General features: G+C 40.0%; 21 protein-coding genes. 6 read left to right on the top strand and 15 right to left on the bottom strand.

Annotated features, from left to right (window positions below):
* Positions 1-73 precede the first annotated feature (73 nt).
* From RI196_RS01665 to RI196_RS01640, 6 genes are read left to right on the top strand one after another with little or no spacing between them, the layout of a single operon-like run.
* Positions 74-859: a 2-keto-4-pentenoate hydratase gene (locus RI196_RS01665; RefSeq protein WP_063388381.1), complete on the top strand. Its 786-nt coding sequence runs from the start codon at positions 74-76 to the stop codon at positions 857-859.
* A 20-nt stretch (positions 860-879) separates the two neighbouring features.
* Positions 880-1,764 carry an acetaldehyde dehydrogenase (acetylating) gene (locus RI196_RS01660; RefSeq protein WP_066247144.1) on the top strand — a complete coding sequence of 295 codons (885 nt, stop codon included), beginning with the start codon at positions 880-882 and terminating at the stop codon, positions 1,762-1,764.
* Positions 1,757-2,803: a 4-hydroxy-2-oxovalerate aldolase gene (dmpG, locus tag RI196_RS01655; protein WP_063388383.1), complete on the top strand. Its 1,047-nt coding sequence runs from the start codon at positions 1,757-1,759 to the stop codon at positions 2,801-2,803. Before RI196_RS01660 ends, dmpG begins: the two co-directional genes overlap by 8 nt.
* A gap of 14 nt (positions 2,804-2,817) precedes the next feature.
* Positions 2,818-3,603 carry a 2-keto-4-pentenoate hydratase gene (locus RI196_RS01650; RefSeq protein WP_066247147.1) on the top strand — a complete coding sequence of 262 codons (786 nt, stop codon included), beginning with the start codon at positions 2,818-2,820 and terminating at the stop codon, positions 3,601-3,603.
* Between the two features lie 42 nt (positions 3,604-3,645).
* Positions 3,646-3,837, top strand: a complete 192-nt coding sequence (locus tag RI196_RS01645) for a 4-oxalocrotonate tautomerase (RefSeq protein WP_066247150.1) — start codon at positions 3,646-3,648, stop codon at positions 3,835-3,837.
* A 22-nt stretch (positions 3,838-3,859) separates the two neighbouring features.
* Positions 3,860-4,693, top strand: a complete 834-nt coding sequence (locus RI196_RS01640) for a DODA-type extradiol aromatic ring-opening family dioxygenase (protein WP_066247153.1) — start codon at positions 3,860-3,862, stop codon at positions 4,691-4,693.
* 718 nt (positions 4,694-5,411) lie between these two features.
* On the opposite strand, the gene RI196_RS01635 is transcribed toward RI196_RS01640, so the two are convergent.
* From RI196_RS01635 to RI196_RS01565, 15 genes are all read right to left on the bottom strand, one after another.
* On the bottom strand, positions 5,412-6,434 hold the full coding sequence (locus RI196_RS01635) for an LLM class flavin-dependent oxidoreductase (RefSeq protein WP_063388387.1): 1,023 nt from the start codon (positions 6,432-6,434) through the stop codon (positions 5,412-5,414).
* A 601-nt stretch (positions 6,435-7,035) separates the two neighbouring features.
* On the bottom strand, positions 7,036-8,250 hold the full coding sequence (locus tag RI196_RS01630) for an acyl-CoA dehydrogenase family protein (RefSeq protein WP_066247155.1): 1,215 nt from the start codon (positions 8,248-8,250) through the stop codon (positions 7,036-7,038).
* Between the two features lie 42 nt (positions 8,251-8,292).
* Positions 8,293-9,552 carry an acyl-CoA dehydrogenase family protein gene (locus RI196_RS01625; RefSeq protein WP_082829366.1) on the bottom strand — a complete coding sequence of 420 codons (1,260 nt, stop codon included), beginning with the start codon at positions 9,550-9,552 and terminating at the stop codon, positions 8,293-8,295.
* Positions 9,553-9,912: 360 nt separating this feature from the next.
* On the bottom strand, positions 9,913-10,905 hold the full coding sequence (locus RI196_RS01620) for an aldo/keto reductase (protein ID WP_063386547.1): 993 nt from the start codon (positions 10,903-10,905) through the stop codon (positions 9,913-9,915).
* 48 nt (positions 10,906-10,953) lie between these two features.
* Entirely contained in the window at positions 10,954-12,324 is a 1,371-nt protein-coding gene (locus RI196_RS01615) for an LLM class flavin-dependent oxidoreductase (RefSeq protein ID WP_066247158.1), read from the bottom strand.
* Positions 12,325-12,432: 108 nt separating this feature from the next.
* On the bottom strand, positions 12,433-13,323 hold the full coding sequence (locus tag RI196_RS01610; RefSeq protein ID WP_063386546.1) for a MetQ/NlpA family ABC transporter substrate-binding protein: 891 nt from the start codon (positions 13,321-13,323) through the stop codon (positions 12,433-12,435).
* 31 nt (positions 13,324-13,354) lie between these two features.
* The gene (locus tag RI196_RS01605) at positions 13,355-14,017 is read right to left on the bottom strand and encodes a methionine ABC transporter permease (protein WP_066247161.1); all 663 of its coding nucleotides are present in this window, start codon (positions 14,015-14,017) and stop codon (positions 13,355-13,357) included.
* On the bottom strand, positions 14,007-15,032 hold the full coding sequence (locus tag RI196_RS01600) for a methionine ABC transporter ATP-binding protein (RefSeq protein WP_066247164.1): 1,026 nt from the start codon (positions 15,030-15,032) through the stop codon (positions 14,007-14,009). The genes RI196_RS01605 and RI196_RS01600 overlap by 11 nt, the downstream gene beginning before the upstream one ends.
* A gap of 342 nt (positions 15,033-15,374) precedes the next feature.
* Positions 15,375-16,583, bottom strand: coding sequence for an acyl-CoA dehydrogenase family protein (locus RI196_RS01595; protein ID WP_066247166.1), 1,209 nt, complete (start codon positions 16,581-16,583; stop codon positions 15,375-15,377).
* Between the two features lie 22 nt (positions 16,584-16,605).
* Positions 16,606-17,838: an acyl-CoA dehydrogenase family protein gene (locus RI196_RS01590; RefSeq protein WP_066247169.1), complete on the bottom strand. Its 1,233-nt coding sequence runs from the start codon at positions 17,836-17,838 to the stop codon at positions 16,606-16,608.
* A 106-nt stretch (positions 17,839-17,944) separates the two neighbouring features.
* Positions 17,945-19,321 carry an LLM class flavin-dependent oxidoreductase gene (locus RI196_RS01585; protein ID WP_066247172.1) on the bottom strand — a complete coding sequence of 459 codons (1,377 nt, stop codon included), beginning with the start codon at positions 19,319-19,321 and terminating at the stop codon, positions 17,945-17,947.
* Between the two features lie 217 nt (positions 19,322-19,538).
* The gene (locus RI196_RS01580) at positions 19,539-20,927 is read right to left on the bottom strand and encodes an LLM class flavin-dependent oxidoreductase (protein WP_066247175.1); all 1,389 of its coding nucleotides are present in this window, start codon (positions 20,925-20,927) and stop codon (positions 19,539-19,541) included.
* Between the two features lie 443 nt (positions 20,928-21,370).
* Positions 21,371-21,913: an NADPH-dependent FMN reductase gene (gene ssuE, locus RI196_RS01575; protein ID WP_063386539.1), complete on the bottom strand. Its 543-nt coding sequence runs from the start codon at positions 21,911-21,913 to the stop codon at positions 21,371-21,373.
* Positions 21,914-21,955: 42 nt separating this feature from the next.
* Positions 21,956-23,137: an acyl-CoA dehydrogenase family protein gene (locus tag RI196_RS01570; RefSeq protein ID WP_144596896.1), complete on the bottom strand. Its 1,182-nt coding sequence runs from the start codon at positions 23,135-23,137 to the stop codon at positions 21,956-21,958.
* Between the two features lie 70 nt (positions 23,138-23,207).
* The gene (locus RI196_RS01565) at positions 23,208-23,540 is read right to left on the bottom strand and encodes a hypothetical protein (RefSeq protein ID WP_242009271.1); all 333 of its coding nucleotides are present in this window, start codon (positions 23,538-23,540) and stop codon (positions 23,208-23,210) included.
* Positions 23,541-23,708: the final 168 nt, after the last annotated feature.

Below are 23,708 nucleotides of genomic sequence, written 5' to 3'. Positions count from 1 at the left end.
TTGAAACATAAGGAGTATGTTAAAATAGCCTGCTTACCAAATCATTCTGTCTGAATGAGAAAGGAAGGAAAAAATGTTAACAACGAAAATTGCCAACTTTGCCAATCAACTGCAGGAAGCTGAAGCTTTAAACAGGGCGACAGATCCTCTTACTTCCGTTGATCCGAATCTGACTGCCGAAGAAGCTTATCTTATACAACTGGAAAATATAAAAAGAAAGGTCGATCAAGGTCAAAAAATTGTCGGAAAAAAAATCGGTTTAACATCTTTAGCAATGCAAAAGCTGCTTGGAGTCGATGAACCGGACTATGGACATTTATTAGATTACATGGTCGTTGAAAACGGCGGAAGCATTTCCATGAAAAAAGTTTTGCAGCCGCGAGTAGAAGCTGAAATTGCCTTCATTTTAAAAAAGGAGCTTAAAGGTCCAAACGTAACCGCTTTAGACGTGATCTTAGCAACTGACTATATTGTTCCGGCATTAGAAATTGTCGACAGCCGCATTAAAGATTGGAAAATCAAGCTGGCTGACACCATTGCCGACAACGCTTCATCCGGATATTTCTTATTGGGAGGAAAACCGGAAAAAATAGAAAATGTTGATCTCGAATTAATTGGAATGAGCTTGACAAAAAACGGGGAACTAGTCAATACCGGTGTCGGCGCAGCAGCATTAGGCAATCCGGCAAACTGTGTCGCATGGCTCGCCAACAGGCTGGCTGATTTTGATATTTCATTACGTCCCGGAGAAATCATTTTATCAGGCGCTCTATCCAGAGCCGCTGATGCACAAGCTGGAGACGTCTTTACGGCGCGGTTCGCTCATCTCGGGCATGTAACTGTATCATTTACAGAATAATAGATTGAAAGGAGAATTTTATGAATAAAGTAAAGGTTGGAATTTTAGGGTCCGGCAACATCGGAACAGATTTAATGTACAAAATCCGTCGATCAGATGTGTTGGAGCTTACAACGGTCATCGGAATTGACCCCTCATCGGACGGATTAAAAAAAGCAAAAGATTTCGGATATTACACGATTGATACCGGCATTAAAGGTTTTTTAGAAAATCCCGATCTAGCGGATATTCTATTTGATGCCACCTCCGCAAAAGCTCATATACGCCATGCAAAATTGCTGAAGCAAGCAGGGAAAAAAGTTCTTGACTTAACACCTGCTGCCGTCGGTCCGTCTGTCATACCTCCTGTAAATATTGATAAACATTTGGATGCCGACAACATTAATTTAATTACATGCGGAGGCCAAGCGACGATTCCGATCGTTCATGCCATCAACAAAGTTCAGCCTGTCAAATATGCAGAAATTGTGGCAACGATTTCAAGCAAAAGCGCCGGTCCCGGAACTAGAGCAAATATTGACGAGTTTACCGAAACGACAGCGCGCGGAATCGAGGAAATCGGCGGCGCTAAAAAAGGGAAGGCTATCATTATTTTAAACCCTGCTGAACCGCCGATTATGATGAGAGATACGATATATTGCCTTGTAGAAAATGATTTTGTCGATCAAAAAAGGATTACTCAATCCGTCAAAGATATGGTGGAAGTAGTCCAATCTTATGTACCGGGCTATCGCTTAAGACAAGAACCTCTCTTTGACGGAAATAAAATAACAGTTTTTATCGAAGTGGAAGGCGCTGGAGACTATTTGCCGACTTATTCAGGCAATTTGGATATCATGACAGCCGCAGCAGTGAAAGTGGCGGAGGAATGGGCGAAAAATATTACTTCTAAAGTGAATGTTTAAGGAAGGAGTGAATATCGTGGGAGAACGTAACATACTGATTACTGAAGTCGCTTTAAGAGACGGCAGCCACGCGATTCGACATCAATATACTGTGGATCAAGTCGTAGCCGTCGCAAAAGGGTTGGATGATGCCAATGTACCTTATATTGAAGTTTCGCACGGAGACGGTTTAGGTGGCTCATCTCTGCAATACGGACTTTCTTTAACAAATGAAATGGAATTGATCGAAGCCGCTGTATCTACTGTCACAAATGCCAAAATTGCTGTTTTGCTTTTGCCGGGAATCGGGACAATGAAAGAATTAAAACAAGCTGCACAGCTGGGGGTAAAAATGGCGAGAATCGCCACTCATGTAACAGAAGCGGATATTTCAGCACAGCATATTGCTTTCGCAAAAGAATTAGGATTGGAAACTGTCGGTTTTTTGATGATGGCCCATATGGTCCCAACAGAAAAACTGGTTGAGCAAGCAAAGCTTATGGAGAGCTATGGAGCTGATGTTGTATACGTTGTCGATTCAGCTGGCGCCTTTCTGCCGCATGAAGTAAAAGAAAGGATTCAAGCTTTAAAAAACAGCTTGTCAATTGAAATCGGATTCCATGGCCATAACAATCTTTCCCTAGCAATGGCCAATACATTAGCAGCCATTGAAGAAGGAGCGACGCGGATTGACGGAAGCATCCGCTGCTTAGGCGCCGGTGCAGGCAACACTCAAACGGAAGTATTAATCGCGGTGCTCAACCGTTTAGGAATCAACACCGGAATCGATTTATACAAAATTATGGACGTAGCCGAAAACATAGTAGCCCCCATTTTGGAAAAGCCGCAAGAAATTACAAAAGATGGACTAATACTCGGATATGCTGGAGTATATTCAAGCTTCCTGTTGCATGCGCAAGCTGCCAGCAAAAAATTCGGAATTGATTCGCGCGACATATTAGTTGAGCTTGGCAAAAGAAAGGTTGTTGGCGGTCAAGAGGATATGATTATTGATGTAGCTGCTGAAATTTCAAAACAAAAACAAACGGCACATACTTAAGGAGGATGCAGCAAATGGCTGGCGCAGATATAAAAAAAATTGCTGACTACTTAGTAACAGCGGAAAAGGAAAAACGTGAAGTAAAAAAGGTAACGGCCTCATTAAAACCGGATTTGTCCGTCGAAGAAGCCTACGCCATTCAACAAGAGATTGTCAATATGAAAATAAATGAAGGTCACCGTATCATCGGTCCAAAAATGGGTTTGACAAGTTTTGCTAAGATGAAGCAAATGAAGGTCAATGAGCCTATTTACGGCTATGTATTCGATTATATGGTGATCAATAACGGCGGAGCATTGCCTTTTCATGACTTAATCCACCCAAAAGTGGAGGCGGAAATCGCTTTTGTATTAAAAGAAGATATTGAAGGACCTGGTGTCAATGGTGCACAGGTGCTTGCGAAAACAGATTACGTGATGCCGGCTCTTGAGATCATCGACAGCCGATATGAAAATTTTGATTTTACGCTTCCTGATGTAATCGCTGACAATGCGTCAACATCCCGGGTTGTATTCGGAACGTCTTTGAAAAAGCCGGAAGGATTAGAACTTGATTTAGTTGGATCGACTCTTTCCATAAACGGCGAAATAAAAGAGTTAGGAGCCGGAGCCGCTGTGCTTGGCCATCCTGCCCATTCCGTCGCTCTGCTTGCCAATATGTTATCACGAAAAGGACAAAAGCTGCGTGCAGGTGATGTTATTCTAACAGGAGGAATCACGAGCGCCGTCTTGATAAACAAAGGCGACTATGTCACAGGAAAATTTGACGGATTGGGCGAAGCAAGCTTCCATGTTGTTTAAATAGCGGAAGAAAAAAATTTCTTACCTGATAGGAGGGATGACATGCCTTTTGTTACTATTCAAATCATGGAGGGCAGGCCGCCAGAGAAAATAAAGGAGTTAATTCAAAATATAACAAATACTGTATCGGAAACGCTCGATTCACCAAAAGAAAACATCCGCGTTTTAGTGACAGAGGTGCCAAAAACCCATTGGGGAATTGCGGGCAAACCCGCATCTGAAGTAAGAAAATAATTTTAAAGGAGGAGAAGTAGCTATGACGATTGAGCTGGCTTTGTTAGCGCCTCATGTGCCAAGCATGTGCCATTTTGACCAAGTCCCCGACTTTCAAAAGGATATGGCCATTGAGATGCAAAAGATGTCAAAGACAATTTATGATTTAAAACCGGATGCCATCGTTCTTGTTTCCTGCCATTGGCCGTCGACTTTTTTCCATTATGTTGATTGCACTCCTGTCCATAAGGGCATTTTAACCGCTTTTGAATGTCCTGATTTAATTCGTGATGTTCCATATGAATATCCCGGAGATAAACAGCTTGGTGATGAACTAGTAAAAATCGGTCAAGATGCTGGACTGCAAGTTGTAGGAATAGACGACCCTTACTATGTTTGGGATTACGGAACGGTTGTGCCTCTTAGATACCTTGTGCCGAATGAAGACATACCTGTTGTGAATTTGTCCGTGACGATGGCTGCCACTTTAGATGAAACGTATAAATGGGGACAGCTGATTGCAAAAGTATTAAAAGAAAGCGAAAAGAAAATTGTATTTGTTTCAAGCGGCGCACTTTCCCACAATTTAGTCCGCGGCAGACACAATAAACCGACCGCTTCAGAACATGCACTAGATAAACAATTCATTAGTTATATATTAAACAAAGAATATGATGCAGCCTATCAAATGCTTCCTCAATACGCCCGTCTGGCAAAGGTAGAATCAGGAGGAAGACATCTCGCCATGCTATTAAGCATGCTTGAAGACGATGACCAACCGAAATATTGGGCAGACGGCCAATCTTCCGGCAGCTGGAACGCACTGATCACATTTGAGAAAGTAAGTCAGCCGGCAGCCCCAAAAGTTAAGAACTAACATTCAATCAATAATAAAGAAACATGCCGTCGTTTAAAAAACAACAACGTTTTGAAAAAAAATATTTTGAACCTCCTGTTTTGTAAGCGTTTACTGTTATTTTATAAGGCTATTAGAATTGGAATATTCCCTGAAATGGCATCTTTTTTTGCCTAGTTTCAGCAATTCTCTTAAAATCGCATCATATAAAAAATGTTGCGGGGCTGTCCAAAAAGTCAGGATTAACTGACTTTTTGGAGCCCCTTCATTTTAGGAACTTATCGGACAGGTCATTTTTTCTATCTTGTTATATCCTTCAGAAGTCTATGAAGGACTTTTCTTATGCTCTCTTTCTGAATTCGGTTCTTCAAAAGTTTTATGACAGACATTCAGCACATACAATTGCTTCTAGTTGCCTTCATGCCTCTATGAAGGACAGGATTTTTTTGTCCTTCACAGTAGTATTGCTCCAAAATCCTTCATTTTAGGAACTCATCGGGCAGCCCATTTCAGAAAAGTTATAACTACATCAAATATCTGCTATCAGAGAAAAATAGCAAGCTGTCAGCAAAGCTGATAGCCTGTTTCGAGAATCCGCAATTCATAAACATCGTTGCTTTTATGACAGCATAAATAACATTTCTGAAAAAGGAGTCTGCCGCTCTCAGATCTCTTCCCGAACTGAAAAAGTTAAACAGTAATGATAGTTGCCGAAAATAACATATTTAAAATAAAAGAACTACATTTCATTCTTTATCTCAGATAAAATACGGTACGAATGCACGCGAGCCGAATGGTCGTATATATATGAAACAACCATTATTTCGTCTACCTGAGTGTCATCCAAAAATTTTTGAAGCTTCTCTTTTATTGTTTGCTTAGATCCAACAAACGAAAAATAAAGCTGATGGCGTACCGCTTCTTTTTCAAATTCATTCCACTCTCCATCCATGCTTTCAACAGGAGGCTGCAACAATCTAGAAGTTCCTCGGATCACGCCCAAAAACATTTGATACAAGCTGGTTGCAAGATACTTCGCCTCTTCATCGGTATCTGCTGCCACGACATTCACACACGCCAACGCATACGGCTCCTTCAAATGTTCTGACGGCTGGAACTGGTCACGATATATTTTCAGTGCTTCATATAAGTGATTCGGTGCAAAATGACTTGCAAACCCAAAAGGAAGTCCAAGCTTTGCTGCAAGCTGAGCGCTATACGTACTTGATCCAAGCAGCCAAACAGGAACATTTAATCCCTCACCAGGAACTGCGCGTACATATCCTTTCCGCTTCTCTTTCGGAGCAAAATAATTGATGAGTTCTTGGACGTCGTTTGGAAATTCTGATACTGACCCATGTAAATTTCTTCGCAATGCCATGGATGTCACCTGATCTGTTCCAGGAGCACGTCCTATCCCTAAATCAATTCGACCTGGATACAACGACTCTAATGTCCCGAATTGTTCAGCAATCACAAGAGGAGCATGGTTCGGAAGCATGACGCCTCCAGATCCTACACGAATCGTTTTCGTACCTCCTGCAATATAACCTATTAATACAGAAGTAGCTGAGCTTGCGATGCCCTCCATATTATGGTGCTCTGCAAGCCAATAACGTTTATATCCAAATCGTTCAACATTTTGCGCAAGGTCTAAACTGTTTTTGAATGTGTCAGCCGGCGTTTTCCCTAATAAAACAGGAGCCAAATCCAAAACTGAGAATTCAATCTCTTCCAGTCTTTTTTTCTGAGAATTCGTCATTTTTTCAACTCCTTTTAAACTCTCCTTATAAGGATTGTAAAAAACTGTTCAATGGTATTACAAGGAATTTGCCTGCCGCACAACTTCTCACGGTGAAAAATGCTTTGTGATTTTTTTTGGTTCATTGAAGTCTAACGTGAAAATCTGTCTTTTCCCATAAACGTTGAAAAAACACTTTTAAGTCTCGCGCTTTCAGTTTTCCAATGCTTCTTCTGTTTTAAAGTTGAAATGTTGTTTGTTATACGCTTCCCTGACAAGCAAAACTCTCCTTGTAAATGATCAGCCACTTAAAATTGCGAATGTCCTCTTTTACAAAATAAAACCTCACACCTACTATAAAAAAGAAGTGTGAGGCTTATTCATATAGTTCATCGAAATGGTTATATCTAGAGTTTTTAAAGTTTGGCAGAATAAGTCTTTAAAACATTGTAAAAAACAACAGATTTTTTGAGTAATTGGTCATTTATTCATTAATTCATAATTATTCTAACAGCGTTACAGACAATTGACCTACCGACTCATCCATTCATCATTATCCTAAATAGGCAGTAAAGTTCTTACAGATTTCAGACTCCAAATAAAAATGCATTGCTGGTTTGATTTATTTTCTTTCATTCTCATTCCAAAGATTCAACGGCAATTCTAATAAAATTTTTGCCACTTGGTCGCGGGCGATATTATTAGATGGAGCCATTGGGATTCCTGCCCGGGCATCGCGGTAAAGCCGTTCAAAAGGTCCTTCAATATAGCCATAACCGCCCGCTACATCCATCGCAATTCGTGCAGCAAAATCTGCTGTTTCGGATGCTTTCACTTTAAATTCTATGACTTCGGATGCCAATGAGCTTATAGGTTGCCCTTCTGCCAGCAATTCATCATAATGTCTTGCTAAATCTATCTGCCATGCTTTTAAACCTGCAATTCTTATTTTCACTTCTGCCAATTTTTCACGAATGACTTGATGGTCAGCCAAACTATTATTAAATCCTTTGTTAACTGCGTTCTTAACATGTTTAACAGCCAGTTCTAGTCCACCTTGGGCAACACCGAGCCAAACAGATGCAATACCCAGTATATAAATAGGGTTTGCGCCTTCATCCATGATTTCTCTTCCTAACCCTTCGTATCCCACTAGATCGCGGCCGCTTACTTTTATATTGTTAAACGTAATTGGACCACTGTGGCTTCCTCTTACACCTAATGCATTCCATGGCTTTGCAACTATACCGTCATTATGGCCGTCAACGATAAAGAAGCTAATGTTACTAGGGTCGTCAGAATCAGGTGTTCTCGTTTGCAAAATATAAAAATCTGCTTGGCCTCCGCTTGTCGTAAAGGATTTTTCAGCATTAATGATATAATCGCTGCCATCGCGCTCAGCCTGGCTTAAGCTAAACCATACATGACCTCTTGTAGCTTTTTCACTAACAGCAAAGGTTCCGATCGCACCATCTCTGATAGGGAGCAGCCACCGTTTCTTTTGATCATCGTTTCCATATAAAACAATTACTTGTGCTGCTCCAACATGCATGGCATATACTAAAGCTGTTGACGCATCAACTTTCCCGATTTCTTCAGCCACGATGGAAAATCCTAAATATCCTAAATCTAATCCTCCCCATTTTTCAGAAAATGTTACTGAATTCCATCCTTCTTTCGCAAGGGCTAACAAACTTTCACGCGGGAACTCCCCACTCTTGTCAATTCGTTCAGCGCTTGGTTTAATGACTTCTTCAATAATTGGCTTAACTTTCTCCCTAATTTCCTCAATAAATGCTCTTGAATACTTTTTGTTAATTGTTTCATAGTTACTCATTTTTAAACGCTCCTTTTTATATATAAAATTTTTAAAACATCCTTAAAAGTAAACCTCTCTTATTGGAAGATCTGTACCGTTCACGACGTAGTCGCCAATAGCTCTAGCTTTGTAAACTGTTGGATTATGCGAAGCAAGAGTGCGAATATTACGCCAGTGACGGTCAAGATGTTTTGATTGTCTCGTTGCGGATGCCCCTCCAACCTCGAAAAGAAGCGTCGAGGCCTGTAAGGCAAGTTGATCTATTATAACCTTGGCCTGTGCAGCTCGCAGGGAAGCTTCATGGCTCAGAGAATAATCGATCACTCCATTAACTGCTGTTTTCAAAGCAGCATCAATTGCATCTGCGGCAGCTAGGACAATAGTTTCTGCGGTAAACGCGCTGCTTGAGAGCTGTCCAATGACATGCTGAAGTTGCGGATCTTGTCGAGGTGTATCCGCAGCAGCAAAACTGAATGTCCGTGATCTTCCATGAACTAAAGTTTTAGCGTCTGTCACCACATTCCGCAAGATGCCCGCTATCACTCCATGCAAATAGAGCTGCAGAAAAGAGTTGAAAGGCGTTTTGGAGCCATCAATATATGTTATTTCATCTTGATTGACATACACATTGTGAAGACGTGTAGTACCGCTTCCTGTCCATTTTTGTCCGATGCCGTCCCAGTCATCTTCAATGATGACACCTTCACGATTTGTCGGAATTATTACCGATGCAGGCCTTCCTTCATGAGTTGATGCCGTAACAACTACCCAGTCTGCATACAGTGTGCCGGTACTAAAGTATTTTTTGCCATTCAATAGGAAGCCTTCACCATCCGGTGATAAAGTTGTTTCAAAAACCAAATTTCCAGCATTATTTGATGAAATTTCAGCAGAAGCATTGCCGATGATTTCTCCATTGGCTACTCTTTGCAGCCACTTTTCACGGAGTTTTTCATCCGTAAGCAGCAAAAATTTCTCCACTTGGGAAAAGTGTGAACGAAGGCTGTGTGCGACATCTGGATCAGCTTCCGCTAAACGTATTAAAATTTGAAAAAGATCACGAATATTTGCACCGCTGCCGCCAAGTTCAACAGGTAATCGCAATGCACCCAATCGAGATTTTCGGATTAAATCAAAGGCATAATATGGATGATCTTTACTCCCAGTACTTCTGCGTTTTTCAGCATCTTCTGCAATTGCAGCAATTAAGTATTCTAATTCTGGTGAATCAACTTTTACTGGGCTGGTAAAAGTTAGAGAATTTGATTCATCTTTATTTTTGAAGTTAATCCTTTGATTTAATGGTTTTTGGCTTGACATTCATCAAACACTCCTGTTTTGTTTTTTAAATTTACCAACCACATCTTTTTCGCTGTATTACCGCAAAAAATAATGTGAAAGTTCAAACGTTCAACTGTTTCATCAATCCGTTTGTTTTACACCGCAGCTTACACCACGATTGTTTTGATTCAGGAAATGGATGTCCATTTACCAAGCTCTGATGTTCATCATTAGAATACTTAAGTCCACCATCCCGTAAGAAAAGATTGCTCCAACAGCTTTTCACAAATTGCCATTAAAGGAAAAGACAGCATAACCATTCTCTGATTTCAAATTTGTCAAAGTGTGAAATCGATTCTTATGCTAGATTTTTAAAACACTAGCACCGTTTCCTCTGGATTACTTTCTATATTTGCTAAATAAATCCTCATCTGGACTATGATCCGTTGGTAATGGAGGCTCATCTGACAATGCGGATATCTGTTCTCTTTCACTGGCAGTTAAAGGGATTTCTGCCCCAGCAATCGATAGGGCCAGTTGTTCCGGATTACGCGCTCCTATAATTGGAGCAGTTACAGCAGGATGATGTAATACCCATGAAACTGCTAAAGAAGCAGGATGATATCCAAATTGTTTCGCCAGCTCCGTAAATTGATGTGCAACAGTAAAATAATACTGATGACTATATCTTTTCTCATAATTCTTTTGTTCTACTAATCTTCCTTGCTCCGGCTTGTTTGTACTGTTATATTTTCCGGTTAATAAGCCTCCGCCGAGCGGACTGTAAGTTATGGCACCTAATTGCTCTGATTGAGCTAACGGAAAAATTTCTACCTCCGCTTGCCGTTTTACGAGATTATACATCGGTTGAATTAACTCAAATCGTGCTAGCTGTTTTCTTTCAGATATTCCTAGAGCTTTTGCAATTTGCCAGGCAGCCCAGTTACTTACAGCGGGGAATAAAATCTTCCCTTGTTTTTGTAAATCATCTAAAGCTCTAACGACTTCTTCAATATCTGTATACTCGTCAAACAGATGAACAAAATAAAATTCAATCCGATCAGTGCCCAATCTTTTTAAACTTTGTTCAACTGATAAAAAAAGATTTCTTCTCGATAAACCTCCGCTATTTAAATCTTTGCCTGTAGGCAAGCCTGCTTTAGAGGTTAAAACAATCTCATCTCGATGACCGGCAATACACTTTCCAAGAATTTCTTCAGCACGTCCATCATTATAAACATTCGCTGTATCAAAAAAGTTTATCCCGGCTTCTCGACATTGCTTATACATCATAATGGAAGTTTCTTCATCTGCAATGCCGCCGAATGACATTGTTCCAAAGCATAAATTTGAAACATGAATGCCTGTCCTTCCAACTGTACGAAATTCCATTATTACCTCCAACATTATGAGCTGAAGGAGAAGCAAACTTTAAAATTGTTAAAAATTCCGATATTTTGCGCCTGTATGATCATCTGGCAGCAGCTTTTTCCCTGTACCAAACAGTTTCTCCCTCAGTGTTCCTTTCTCGTATTCTTTTTTATAGATTCCACGTTTTTGCAGCTCCGGAACAACGAAATGAATGAACTCTTCAATGCTTCCAGGCGTTATAAGATGTGCAAGATTATACCCGTCGATTCCAGTTTGTTCGATCTGGAATTGAATGCTGTCAGCTATTTCAACGGGATTGCCGACTAATACATTACTCCTTCCGATCGTTTCAAACTTGTTTAACACTTCTCGAACAGTTAATTTTCTTGGCGCATCTTTCGTTAATGAAGCAGCTCGAGACTGACCATGTTCCGTATGCTTATATTCAAAAAAAGCGTCTTTATCTTCATATTTAGATAAATCATAGCCTGTTGAACCGCTATATTGAGCTTTTGCCGCTTCAGCACTCCACAATCGATTGTATTCCTCATATTTTAATTCAGCTTCTTCTGTCGTTTCTGCCACAATGACATTTAAAAACGTAAATGCTTTAATATTATCAGGATTCCGTCCGTATTTTTCAGCCCGTTCTTTAATATCTTGAATATAAAATCTTAATTTTTCGGGCGTCGACCCGCCAACAAACACACACTCTGCATGCTTGGCGGCGAAATCTCTGCCGCGTTCAGAAGAACCTGCCTGAAAAATAACAGGTGTCCGCTGTGCAGAAGGATATGTTAAATGCGGGCCTTTTACGCTGAAATACCGCCCTTTATGGTTTATTTCATGAACCTTTTCGGGATCAAATAAAATTTCATTTTCCGCATCGCCAACAAACGCATGCTCCTCCCAGCTGCCTTCCCAAAGCTTATAGGAAACCTCCATAAATTCATCGGCAATATCATAACGCTCGTCATGTTTAACAATTTCTTTATGGCCGTAGTTTTGCGCAGCATTTGGCAAATATGAGGTGACAACATTCCAGCCAATTCTGCCGTTTGTAAAGTGATCTAATGTGGAAAAACGACGTGCATTTGAAAACGGATGTTCATACGTTGTGCTGACCGTTACTACAAATGACAAATGCTCTGTAACAGCTGCCACCGCTGGTACAATAAAGGCCGGATCATTTAGCGGAACTTGAACGCCGTCTCGAATCGCAGCATCTTTACTATTTTGATAGACATCATACACTCCTGCTACATCTGCAAAGAAAATGGTGTCAAACTTCCCTTTTTCCAACAATTTCCCTAACTCAATCCAATAATGTAGATCATTATAATAAAGATGACGTTTATTTTGAGGATGCTTCCATAATCCGTGAGAATTATGCATAGCTCCTGCCATATCAAAAAGATTTAATATTATCTGCTTTGCCATATTTCTCACTCCAGCATCTTTTCAAAAGTACAAATTCCGATTCTATCAGTCGATTGTCATCAAATTCAAATGCAGCCTTGCTCGCAAATAAACAATTCCTTTCTTATGTTATTCTTTTCCTTGTTTTATATTTTCAACTAAGCGATCTAATTCTTTTTGCAGTTCTGGTACTGGCACCTTTGTGACAATGCTTGCACCCTTCGTATCTTCTTCTACTGCTTTAGCTACTTCTTCTGTCTGATAAATTTCCGCAATGGTCTTATATGCCTCATTGTCTTTATTCTTTTCTAAAGTGGCAAAAACGTTAACATACGGCAGTGTATCTTTGCTGTTTGGATCATCATGAAAAATGGCATCTGCTAAAGTGTAACCGGCTTGACCAGCTATTCCGCCATTGATAATAGATGCGGCTACATCAGGCAGCACTCTAGGAGTCTGTTGGGCAACGACTTCTACTATTTCAATATTTTTTGGATTTTTAACGATATCTTTTACTGTTGGATAAAGACCGACATCTTCCCTTAACTCAATTAATCCAGCTTGCTGCAGAACCTTTAGCCCTCTGCCTAAATTAGCCGGATCATTTGGAACCGCAATTTTTGAACCATTTGGGATCTCGGATACATCTTTATATTTTTCCGAATACAATCCTAAAGGAGCAACAACAGTTGAGCCAATCGGCACAATATTCACATTATTTTCCGCGATAAATTGACTTAAAAATGCAAGATGCTGGAAGGCGTTCACATCTACCTCGCCATTGACAAGTGCAGTATTTGGCAGCACATAATCGGAAAATTCGACATATTCTACCTTAATATTTTTTTCTAACGCTTTTTTCTTAATGATGTCCCAATACTGTCCATCTGATCCGGTAATCCCCACCTTAACAGTAACGACTTTTTCTTTTTTATCACCAGATGCTGAATTGCTGTTGCAGCCTGCCAAGAGGCCAATCACCAAAATTGTTACTAGTAAATGGAATAGTTTGATTTTCATAAAATAATAATCCCCCTAATATATGATTGATCTATCTGCGTAAAAAGAAACGTGAAAGCATGTTGCCAATAAATTGAGCAATTTGAACAAGAATAATTAATATGACAACCGTAACAATCATGACGGATGTATCAAACCGCTGATAACCATATGTCATCGCAAGATCCCCAAGGCCCCCTCCGCCGACCGTTCCAGCCATGGCGGAAAAATCAATAAGTCCTACGGTGATAAATGTAATTCCTAAAATTAAAGGCCCTAATGCTTCGGGGATTAGTACCCCAAATATTATTTGAATGGGTGATGCCCCCATCGCCTTTGCAGCCTCGATAATACCTGGATCAATTGAGACTAAATTATTTTCTACCACCCTGGCAATGGCAAAAGCTGCAGCAATGGTCATCGGAAAAATAGCCGCTGTCGTTCCAATTGTAGTTCCCACAACGAATCGCGTAAGCGGACTGATGGCAACTAAAAATATGATGAACGGTATAGGTCGAATAATATTGATTAATAAATTCAAAAATGAAAAGATGAATCTATTTTCTAAAATATTGCCTTTACGGGTGACAAATAGCAGTAGTCCCATGATAATTCCTAAAATACTAGCAAAAATCAATGTGAAAATGACCATTGTAATCGTTTCACCTGTTGCTTGAAGTATTCTAGGCCAAAACGTCGTCCAATCAACTTTCACCGTTTGTGACCTCCCTTACTTCAACTATCTCTGTCAACTCTTTTAATACTTCTTCAATTTGAGAATCAGCTCCAATGAATTCCACGATTAAATTGCCAAACAATTGATTTTGAAGTTCATTGATGCTTCCGTAAATGATATTAAAGTGAATATTATGTTTAGCTGTTAATGTCGATAATATAGGTTGACTCGCAGTGTCTCCTGAAAATACAATTCGATAAAGCTTTCTTTCATGATCCTTCCTTAACTTTTCAAGCAAGCTCGAAGATAATTTTTCATTTACAACCGAACTGATAAAATTTTTCGTCGTTTTTTCTTGAGGATTTGAAAATATATTAAAAACCTCACCCTCTTCAATGATTCTCCCGTTTTCCATAACCGCTACGCGATTGCAAATTTTTCGAATCACGTTCATTTCATGTGTTATTAATAAAATCGTAATATTGAATTCTTCATTCACTTTTTTCAATAGATTTAATATTTCATTAGTGGTTTCTGGATCTAAAGCCGAGGTAGCCTCATCACATAACAGAATGTCTGGTGAAGTTGCAAGCGCTCGTGCAATCCCTACTCTTTGTTTTTGACCTCCAGACAACTGTTCTGGAAATTTGTCAGCTTTGTCTTCAAGACCAACAAATTGTAATAGCTCTGTAACTCGTTGATGGATTTCCTCCTTCGATTTATTCTCCAATTTTAAAGGGTAAGCAATATTGCCATATACCGTGCGAGAATTAAATAGATTAAATGTTTGAAAAATCATTCCAATTTTTCTTCTTAATTGCCGCAGATCTTTCGAAGATATGGAATTCAAATCATAATTATCGACTATAATATTTCCTTTTGTCGGACGTTCGAGTAAATTCACTAACCTAAGCAGTGTACTTTTTCCGGCTCCGCTAAAGCCGATGATTCCAAAAATGTCGCCTTTTTTAATGTGAAGCGAAACATCTTTTACAGCTTCTACTTTTTTCCCACCGGACTCGTATATTTTGCTAACTCTCTCTAGCCTAATCATCAATTTCCTCCACCAACCGAAAATTTATCCAAATCTATATACAATATCCCCTTTGTTCAAAACGTTTAATGCGGGAACTACTCGAGCGTTTGGGGATGGTGCTTCTCCCATCTTAACTCTTTATGTTTAATTTAATTTGTTTAACTTGGAAAAATGGCGATGAACCATAATACTTTGACACATTTGTGCAATGCAAAAAATTTTTTTCCTTGTCATATTGTGAAAAAGAAAGGCCTTAATTTCATTTTTCATGAAATTAAGGCCTCTGGTGTTCCAGTCAGCAAATATTATGCACTTTTCTGCTCAGCAGCAGAAAATGCTCCCACAGTCTCCAGCATCCTCCTATTTAAATTGCACTTCTTTCAAACTATTTCGATATTCTTCAATCACGGATTTCGAAATTTGACTCACGACCATGTCATTTAAAGGAGGATTATATAAACCACACTGAACATCCCTAAAATGTCTTTCTAATGGCAAATCTTTCGATAACGAATGACCGCCTGCGATTCTCATAGCCAGCTCTACTATTTTGATCGCATTATTACATACTGTATATTTTGTAATAGAGACTTCATTGCTTAACTTATCTCGAACATGTAAATTTCGGTCCCATTTTTCAGCTAAACCGTATAACAGGTATCTTGATACAGCGATTAAAATTTCGATTTCTCCAATTTTATCCTGAACATGCGGCGCCTCTAGAATAACATCTCCTAGACTTGGTGAAAATTTCTCAGCCGCATACTTTAAAATAAAATCTCTGGCAGCAATCGCAATCCCTAAATAAATGGCTGGCAACTGCAGCGTGTAGGCACTGCTGTTGCCCTTAAAGCGGTTGTTCTTCCCCTTGTCAATGTAAGACAATAACGCCTCTTCCGGCACAAACACATCATGCAGTTCGATATCATGGCTGCCTGTTGCTCTCATTCCCAAAACATTCCATGTATCTATCAATTGTACCGAATCATTTTTTTTAATTAAAAATTCGGCCGTTTTATCTTCTTCTTCGACATATGCCAAAATCGTAAAATGCGACACAATTGGCGCCAATGTTGCAAATGCCTTTCTTCCTGAAATGATATATCCGTCTTTCGTTTTTCTCGCAATTGTTGATGGGGTTCCGCCTCTTACAATATTGCCTGATGTCCGCTCCGTGACAAAAACATTTAATAATGAACCTTCCTCAACGGCCTCTCTGCATATTTTCGCAAAAATTTCTTCTTTCCAAGGCCGGAAATCCCTAAGGCTAAAGAATGCCATTAAGTGCCATCCTATCGCCAGTGCCGTAGAACCACAGGCTTTCGCTAATCGTTCTTGTACAAGCAAAATTTCATATAATGAAAGTTCTTCACCGCCATATTCTTTAGGGATTGTTAGCTTATGATAACCCTCTTTTTTCAGGATTTCGATATGCTCAAACGGAAATTCTCCTGTTTCATCATATTTATCAGCTGTCTGTCGAATTTTCTCTGCAATGCGCTCCGCATATTCTACGAGCCTTGCATCTCGTTCATTTCGAATCGTCTGATTGCTTGCGTTAAAATCCATTGTGCATCCTCCAATAAAATCCTTAGAAGTAAACCTCTCTTATCGGAAGCTTCGTACCATTCACAACATAATCGCCAATAGCTCTTGCTTTGTAGGCTATCGGATTATGGGAAGCAAGTGTGCGAATATTGCGCCAGTGGCGGTCAAAATGCTTGGATTGTCTCGTAGCTGAAGCGCCGCCAACCTCAAAGAGAAGTGTAGCTGCTTGTAATGCAAGGTGATCGATAATAACTTTCGCCTGAGCAGCTCGCAGGGAAGCCTCATGACTTAAATCAAAGTCTATTTCTCCATTAACCGCCTCATTCACTGCTATGTCTAATGTATCTGCGGCAGCCAGCACAAGTGCTTCTGCGGCAAACGCGCTGCTTGAAAGCTGCCCAATAATTTGCTGAAGCAGCGGATCAGCCGCTGGCGTATCTGCCGATGCAAAAGTAAAGGTTCTGGATCTTCCTTGAACTAAAGCTTTAGCGTCTGTCACCACATTCCGCAAAATACCCGCTATCACTCCTTGCAGATAGAGCTGTAAAAATGAATTGAAAGGCGTCTTCGTCTCATCAATAAATGTTACTTCTTCTCGATTGACATATACATTGTTTAAGCGTGTTGTACCGCTTCCTGTTAATTTTTGTCCGATACCATCCCAGTCATCTTCAATGATGACGCCATCACGATTTGTCGGAATAAACGCGGAAACAGGTTTTCCTTCAGGGGTTGATGCCATAACGATTACCCAGTCGGAATATATGGTACCGGTGCTAAAATATTTCGTACCGCTTAATCGGTACCCTTCGCCATCTTGAGTCAAAGTTGTTTCAAAAATCAAATGACCAACATTTTTTGATGAAATTTCCGTAAAGGCATTCCCAATAATATCTCCTTTTGCCACGATTCCCAACAATTGCTCACGTCGTTCTTTATCCGGATTTCGAAGTATTTCTTCTACTTGCCAATAATGGGCACGAAGGCTGTGCGCCACATCCGGATCGGCTTCAGCTAAACGGATTAGGACATAGAAAAGATCACGAATACTAGCTCCTCCACCGCCTAGTTCAACAGGCAGACGTAAAGCACCCAATCGAGATTGCCGAATTAAATCGAAGGCATGATAAGGCAGTTCTTCACTGCCGGCATTTCTTCGTTCCTCAGCGTCTTTAGCAATTACATCAATCAATTGATCTAATTCAGGCGAATCAACTTTTACCGGACCGTTAAAAGTCAAAGAGCTTGCTTCATTTAATTGATTTTGAATTGACATCTTTTATGCACTCCTTTAATCGTATTTTAAATTTCACTATTCACATCTTTTTAGTAATATTTATTTGTAAAAAAAAGAGCCAAACAGCAATTACAAGCACCTCAGATCAATTTACAGGGCTTTTCTCTGCAAATGCACCTCGGTATTTTGCAGCAGGATGACGCTCATTGAGACGATCTGTCCCAAACAATTTGCGCCGCAATGTTCCTGGCTTTCCATATCCATTGCGCGCTAAACCGCGCTTTCGAAGCACAGGCATGACTTGATCAATAAATTCTTCATAGGAACCGGGAATCGTCGCATTGATGACATTGATGCCGTCAACACCTGCATCCCTCCAAAGCTCAAGCTGGTCTGCAATCATTTCAGGAGTGCCGACAATACGGTTTGTTTTGCTCCTGAGCCTAGCAAGATCTCTAACTGTAGGAGTCCTTCCCGGCGTGCTTTGCTTTAGCCATTCATATGTGCTTCTGATCCCTTCAGTTTTGATATCTTCCAATGGAGTATCTAAAGTAGCATTCCCTAAATCAATTCCCATCCCCCCAGCGGAATGAGCGATCATCATATCGAAATCAATCTTATTTTCAAGTTCATATTCTTTTTGCCGAGCTTCTTCCTCCGTCTTTCCGACCACAAAGTACAATCCCTGATAAAAGTGGATATCCTCACTCTTTCTGCCATTTTCAACCGCCAACCTTCGTGTTTCATCGATCAGCTTGCGGGCATTTTCAGGATCAGGTGCTCCAATGAAGATCGCTTCAGCATTGCGAGCCGAAAAATCTCTGCCAGTAGGGGACGAACCAGCTTGAAAAAGCAACGGTGTGCGCTGCGGTGATGGAGCCACTAAGTGCGGTCCTTCCACCTTGTAGCGCTTGCCGACATGATGAATTTTATGGACTTTCGCCGGATCCGCATGAATTCCGCTTTCACGGTCCTGCAAAAGCGCTCCTTCATCCCATGAACCTTCCCAAAGCTTATATAAAACATCAACATATTCATCCAGCCACTCATATCGTTCATCATGCGGAACTAAGCCGTCATAGCCAAAGTTGCGAAAGGCATTTGCTGAGTAGCTGGTAACCATGTTCCAGGCAATTCGTCCTTTGGTGATGTGATCTAATGTTGATACACGGCGTGCAAAGTTAAAGGGAGGTTCTTGAACCGGAGCCGCCGTAAAAGCTAAGCCCAAATGTTTTGTATTTACTGCAAGTGCTGAAAGCAGTACCATTGGGTCATTACTAGGTACTTGCAAGCCATTTTCAATATGGAAATCCCATCCTCCTCGAAAGTCATTGTACAGCCCGACGACGTCGGCGAAAAAGATGACGTCAAAACCTCCCTCATCCAGCCGTTTCGCTAAAGAAACCCAAAGATTTACGTCATTAAAGTTAAGCTGATGACCTTCTTGATCACGCCACATCCCGTGAAGAATGTGAGAAGGTGTATTCATAACAAAAGCAGAAAATGATAATGGCTTTGTCATATTCCCTATATCTCCATTTATCCTAAAAATTTGTTTAACCAAAAAAAGAATTCATTTCATAAACGACTTAAAGGACTTATGAATCCGCAGCAAAATTGGCAACAAGTCAAATAAAGATGATGCAAAAGTAATACTGACTAACGACTAACCTACAGTTTCTTTTTTTCAAGGCTGATCATATGAAGTTCAAAGCTTCTTTTGATACAAAAAAGTAAGGTTAATCCTGCAGTTGATAGCTTAAATTTCTATATTTAGCTCCAATATGGTCTTCCGGTAAACGGGACTGGCCTTTGCCAAACAATTTTTCCCGCAAAGTTCCTTCTTCATATTCTTTTTTCACGACTCCACGTTGTTGAAGCTCCGGAATGACAAGATCAACAAAATCTTTAAAAGTTCCCGGCGTTATTGCATAGGCGAGATTAAATCCATCGATATCCGTATCTTCAATCCATTCCTCAAACGTATCAGCTATTTGCTTTGGTGTTCCGACTACTACAGGACCCATTCCGCCTATTCCAGCAAAATTCGCCAGCTCGCGGACAGTCCATTTTTTATTTGGACTTGCTTTCGTTAATGATTCGAGCACTGATTTGATGGCGTTAGTATCAATGTATTCAATTTCTTGATCAGGATCATATTTTGAAAAATCAACACCTGACCAGCCGCCTAATAAAGAAAGGGCCCCTTCATAGCTGATATATTGCGATAATTCTTCATATTTCGCCCACGCTTCCTCCTCCGTCCGCCCAACAATCGGTGTGAACAAAGCGAATACTTTTATGCTTTGCGGATCCCTGCCAAATTCAGCAGCCTGGGCTCTTAAATTTTTAACATATGAAGCGATAGGCTCTTTTCCTGGCATCGAAACAAATGTGCACTCAGCATGTTTTGCTGCAAATTGACGCCCTCTCGCTGAAGCGCCTGCTTGATATAAAACAGGTGTTCTTTGCGGCGACGGCTCGCACAAATGAATGCCTGGCACATTAAAATATTTGCCGTGATGATTTATTTCATGAACTTTCGCTGGGTCTGTGAAAATTTTTCTATCTCTATCTTTTATAACAGCATCGTCTTCCCAGCTGCCTTCCCATAATTTATAGCAAACTTCCAAATATTCTTCCGCAATATTATATCGTTCTGAATGGAGGAACCGATCGCCAATATCGATGTTTTTCGTTCCGCTTTCCAAATAGGAAGTAACAATATTCCAGCCTACTCGGCCCTTTGTTAAATGGTCTAAAGTCGACATTCTGCGTGCAAATGTATATGGATGCTCAAATGTTGTAGAGCATGTGATCCCAAAGCCTAAATGCTCCGTTGCATGCGCCATTGCAGAAACAAGTAAAATAGGGTCATTGACTGGAACTTGGGTTGCTTCACGTACTGCTGTTGTTTTATCATTTCCATACACATCATAAATGCCGATTACATCTGCAATAAATAATCCATCGAACCGCCCTTTTTCCAGTAATTGCGCCAGCTCAACCCAATATTCAATATCTTTATATCGGTATGACTGATCTTCAGGATGCACCCATAATCCCGGAGATTGATGCGCCACACAATTCATATCAAAAGCGTTTAAATAAATTCGCTTTTTCTTCATATGATTTCCTCCCGACTAACCGTAAATTTGACATTGTAGTTTAGTTATCATTCCATGGACCGATAATGTCTGTGATTCTATATATCAAAACTGAAATGGAGTGGGATCATTTTTGAAAGGTACGTGTCTCTTTCTCAAATACTTGTTGTTACATCTTTTTCTTCGTTTTATTTAAAGGTTTATAACGAAAAAAAACAGAGACTATCTTTGCAAGTACGAAACTTGCGATGATATGTCTCTGGTCGTCCAGTCAACATGATACATTTGATCGTATGAAATTTTTGCTAAAGTAATATATTTCCCTATACAAAGGTAAGTTTTTTTTGGTTGGAATCAACGGCAGCTTAAGCAATTTATTGGCGACAGTTCTGGCACCATTATTTTCCATCTCCGTGAGCAGGATGAAACATCCTTTCTGTTCGGTGCAAACAATATATAAATCACTATTTTAATTGTTCAACTTTTAACCGGCTTAATAGATCATTCAATGATGTTTGTAATCTCGATTCTATTTCCGCATCAATAAAAGTAACCTGATCTTCGTGATAGCCAATTTGAGAATCTACGAAATACACTCCTTTTAAAATCTCCTGGCTGCCTAACACAGAAGCAATCGGCTTAATAGCATATTCCAATGTTAAAAGATGAGCTGCTGTTCCGCCGGTAACCACTGGGAGAACAACTTTATCAACGAATCCTTTTTCAGGAATGAAATCTAACAGGGCTTTTAACACCCCTGGATAGCTTGCTTTATATACAGGACTTACAATAATAACTGCCTGTGCTTGTTCAATCTGTGCTAAAACCTCTTGAATTTTGGGGCTGTTGAAGTTGGCAAATAAAAGATCTTCTGCCGGCAGGTCACGAACTGAAATGGTAGACGCATTCAGCCCTTCAGCCTTGATCCTTTTTTCTAAATAAGCTGAGATAGCTAAGCTTCTTGATGGTTTAGATGGACTTCCGGAAATAATCACGATATTTGACATAATGTCATCACCTTTCTTCAATTAAATTCGATCGTTTATACATTAAGAATACGGTGTAATCTCAGGCAATTTACCGTTAAGAGCCCATTCTCCGATATCACGGATTTTATATTCAATGGGATCATGCAACGTGTGAGTCCTTACATTTCGCCAAAAGCGGTCAAACCGATATTTTCCTAAAGTTGCCCTTGCCCCCATTACTTCAAACATACGGCTGGTAACCTCTAAAGCTGCTTTTGCTGTTGCAACCTTTGCAGTCGCAATGATAATTCCACACTCTCCACGTTCCTTTTCTGTTAATGCCCTTTCTTTATCCCATGCTTCTTGCAGAGCATTTGAAGCGTCTTGGGCCAATGCAGCTGCAGCTTTTAACTGCACATATAAATCTCCATACTGGCGAATCGTATATGGATCGCTCGTCGCCTGATCTACTTTAGAGGTCAGCCAAGGACGAGTGATATTTTTCGTATAGTTTTTCGCTTCTTCAAATGCTCCCTCCGCAATTCCAAGAAGAACATGAACTAAAATGGTTTGAGCAGTATGCGTCCTTATAGTAGGGAAAAAGCTTTCAGGTTCTTGTTCATAGAAATTTAATATCTCTTCTTCCTTCAGCAGTACATCTTGAAAAACAACAGTGCCGCTGTCCGTTTGCCGTTGGCCGAAGCTATCCCAATCATCATTAATGATTATTCCTGTCCGATTAGTAGGAATAACGGCAATAACAGGGCGATCTTGATTTGGACTTTTAGCTGATATAAGCAGCCGCTCTGAATCTTTAGCACCCGAGCAAAAGCTTTTTTTCCCAATTAGCTTTAACTGATCCCCTTCTCGCTTTACGAGCAAGCTTTCATCAAGAGGATTATAGGTATTTCCCCAAAACAAATTATTTTCAGCCGTTTCCTTATAATACTTCTCTTTCTGCTGAGGGGAACCGAATAGATGTACGGATGTCAAGCATAAGAAATGATAGCCGAATAAGTGAGCCAATGACCCGTCTACTTTTGCCAGCTCACGCGTAATTTGCAGCACAGCTTTCCAATCCTTCCCCAGTCCGCCTAAAGACTTCGGGATGATAAGTGAAAGTAATCCGCTTTTTCTAAGCAGGTCACGTTCTGCTTTTGCTGTTCCTCCTCGTTCATCCCTTTCAATTGCAGTTTTAGCAAACTCTTTTGCTAACTGCAAAGCTGTGTCAAGGTAATGACCTGTTCCTTCTGCAACACTCATTCATTAGTTACCCCTTTGTCTTCTTTATCTAAATAATGTTTGTGATTAATAGTTTACTGACATAATCGTTCTATTGTTCCATTATTTCATTCATAAATTGATGAAGCTTCTTTGAAAGACCTCCGTTTCCAAAACGGATATATTTGCGTTTTTTAAAATCTACATCTTCTCTTTTGACAAATTCCAGAAAAGCTAAAATATAAATTCGACGATGAATAATAGAAACGACTCCATTTGTATAAAACCAATTGTCAATCGTATTGAAAACACCTTTATTTATCCGATAATTCTTTTGGCACCAAAGGAAAAATTGTAAATCCGGCAAATTCAAATATTCATTTTCTCGCAAAGATTTTTGTTTTTCCGCTTTATAATCCAATATGTTCACATAACTATTTGCCACCGCTAATCCACCTTTCCATGTTTGTAAAAAAAGGAAAGAGACTCTCATTTCAAGAATATGATCTTGAATTGAGAGCCTCTAGTTGTCCAGTCAGCATTCATCAAACTATTTTGTTTATAACTAAATTAATACATATTATTCCTATATGTCAAGTATTATTTAAAGAAA

It is taken from the genome of Aeribacillus composti (assembly GCF_031760945.1).
GTDB classification, from domain to species: domain Bacteria; phylum Bacillota; class Bacilli; order Bacillales; family Aeribacillaceae; genus Aeribacillus; species Aeribacillus composti.
This window is presented reverse-complemented; position numbering and strand designations above follow the sequence as displayed.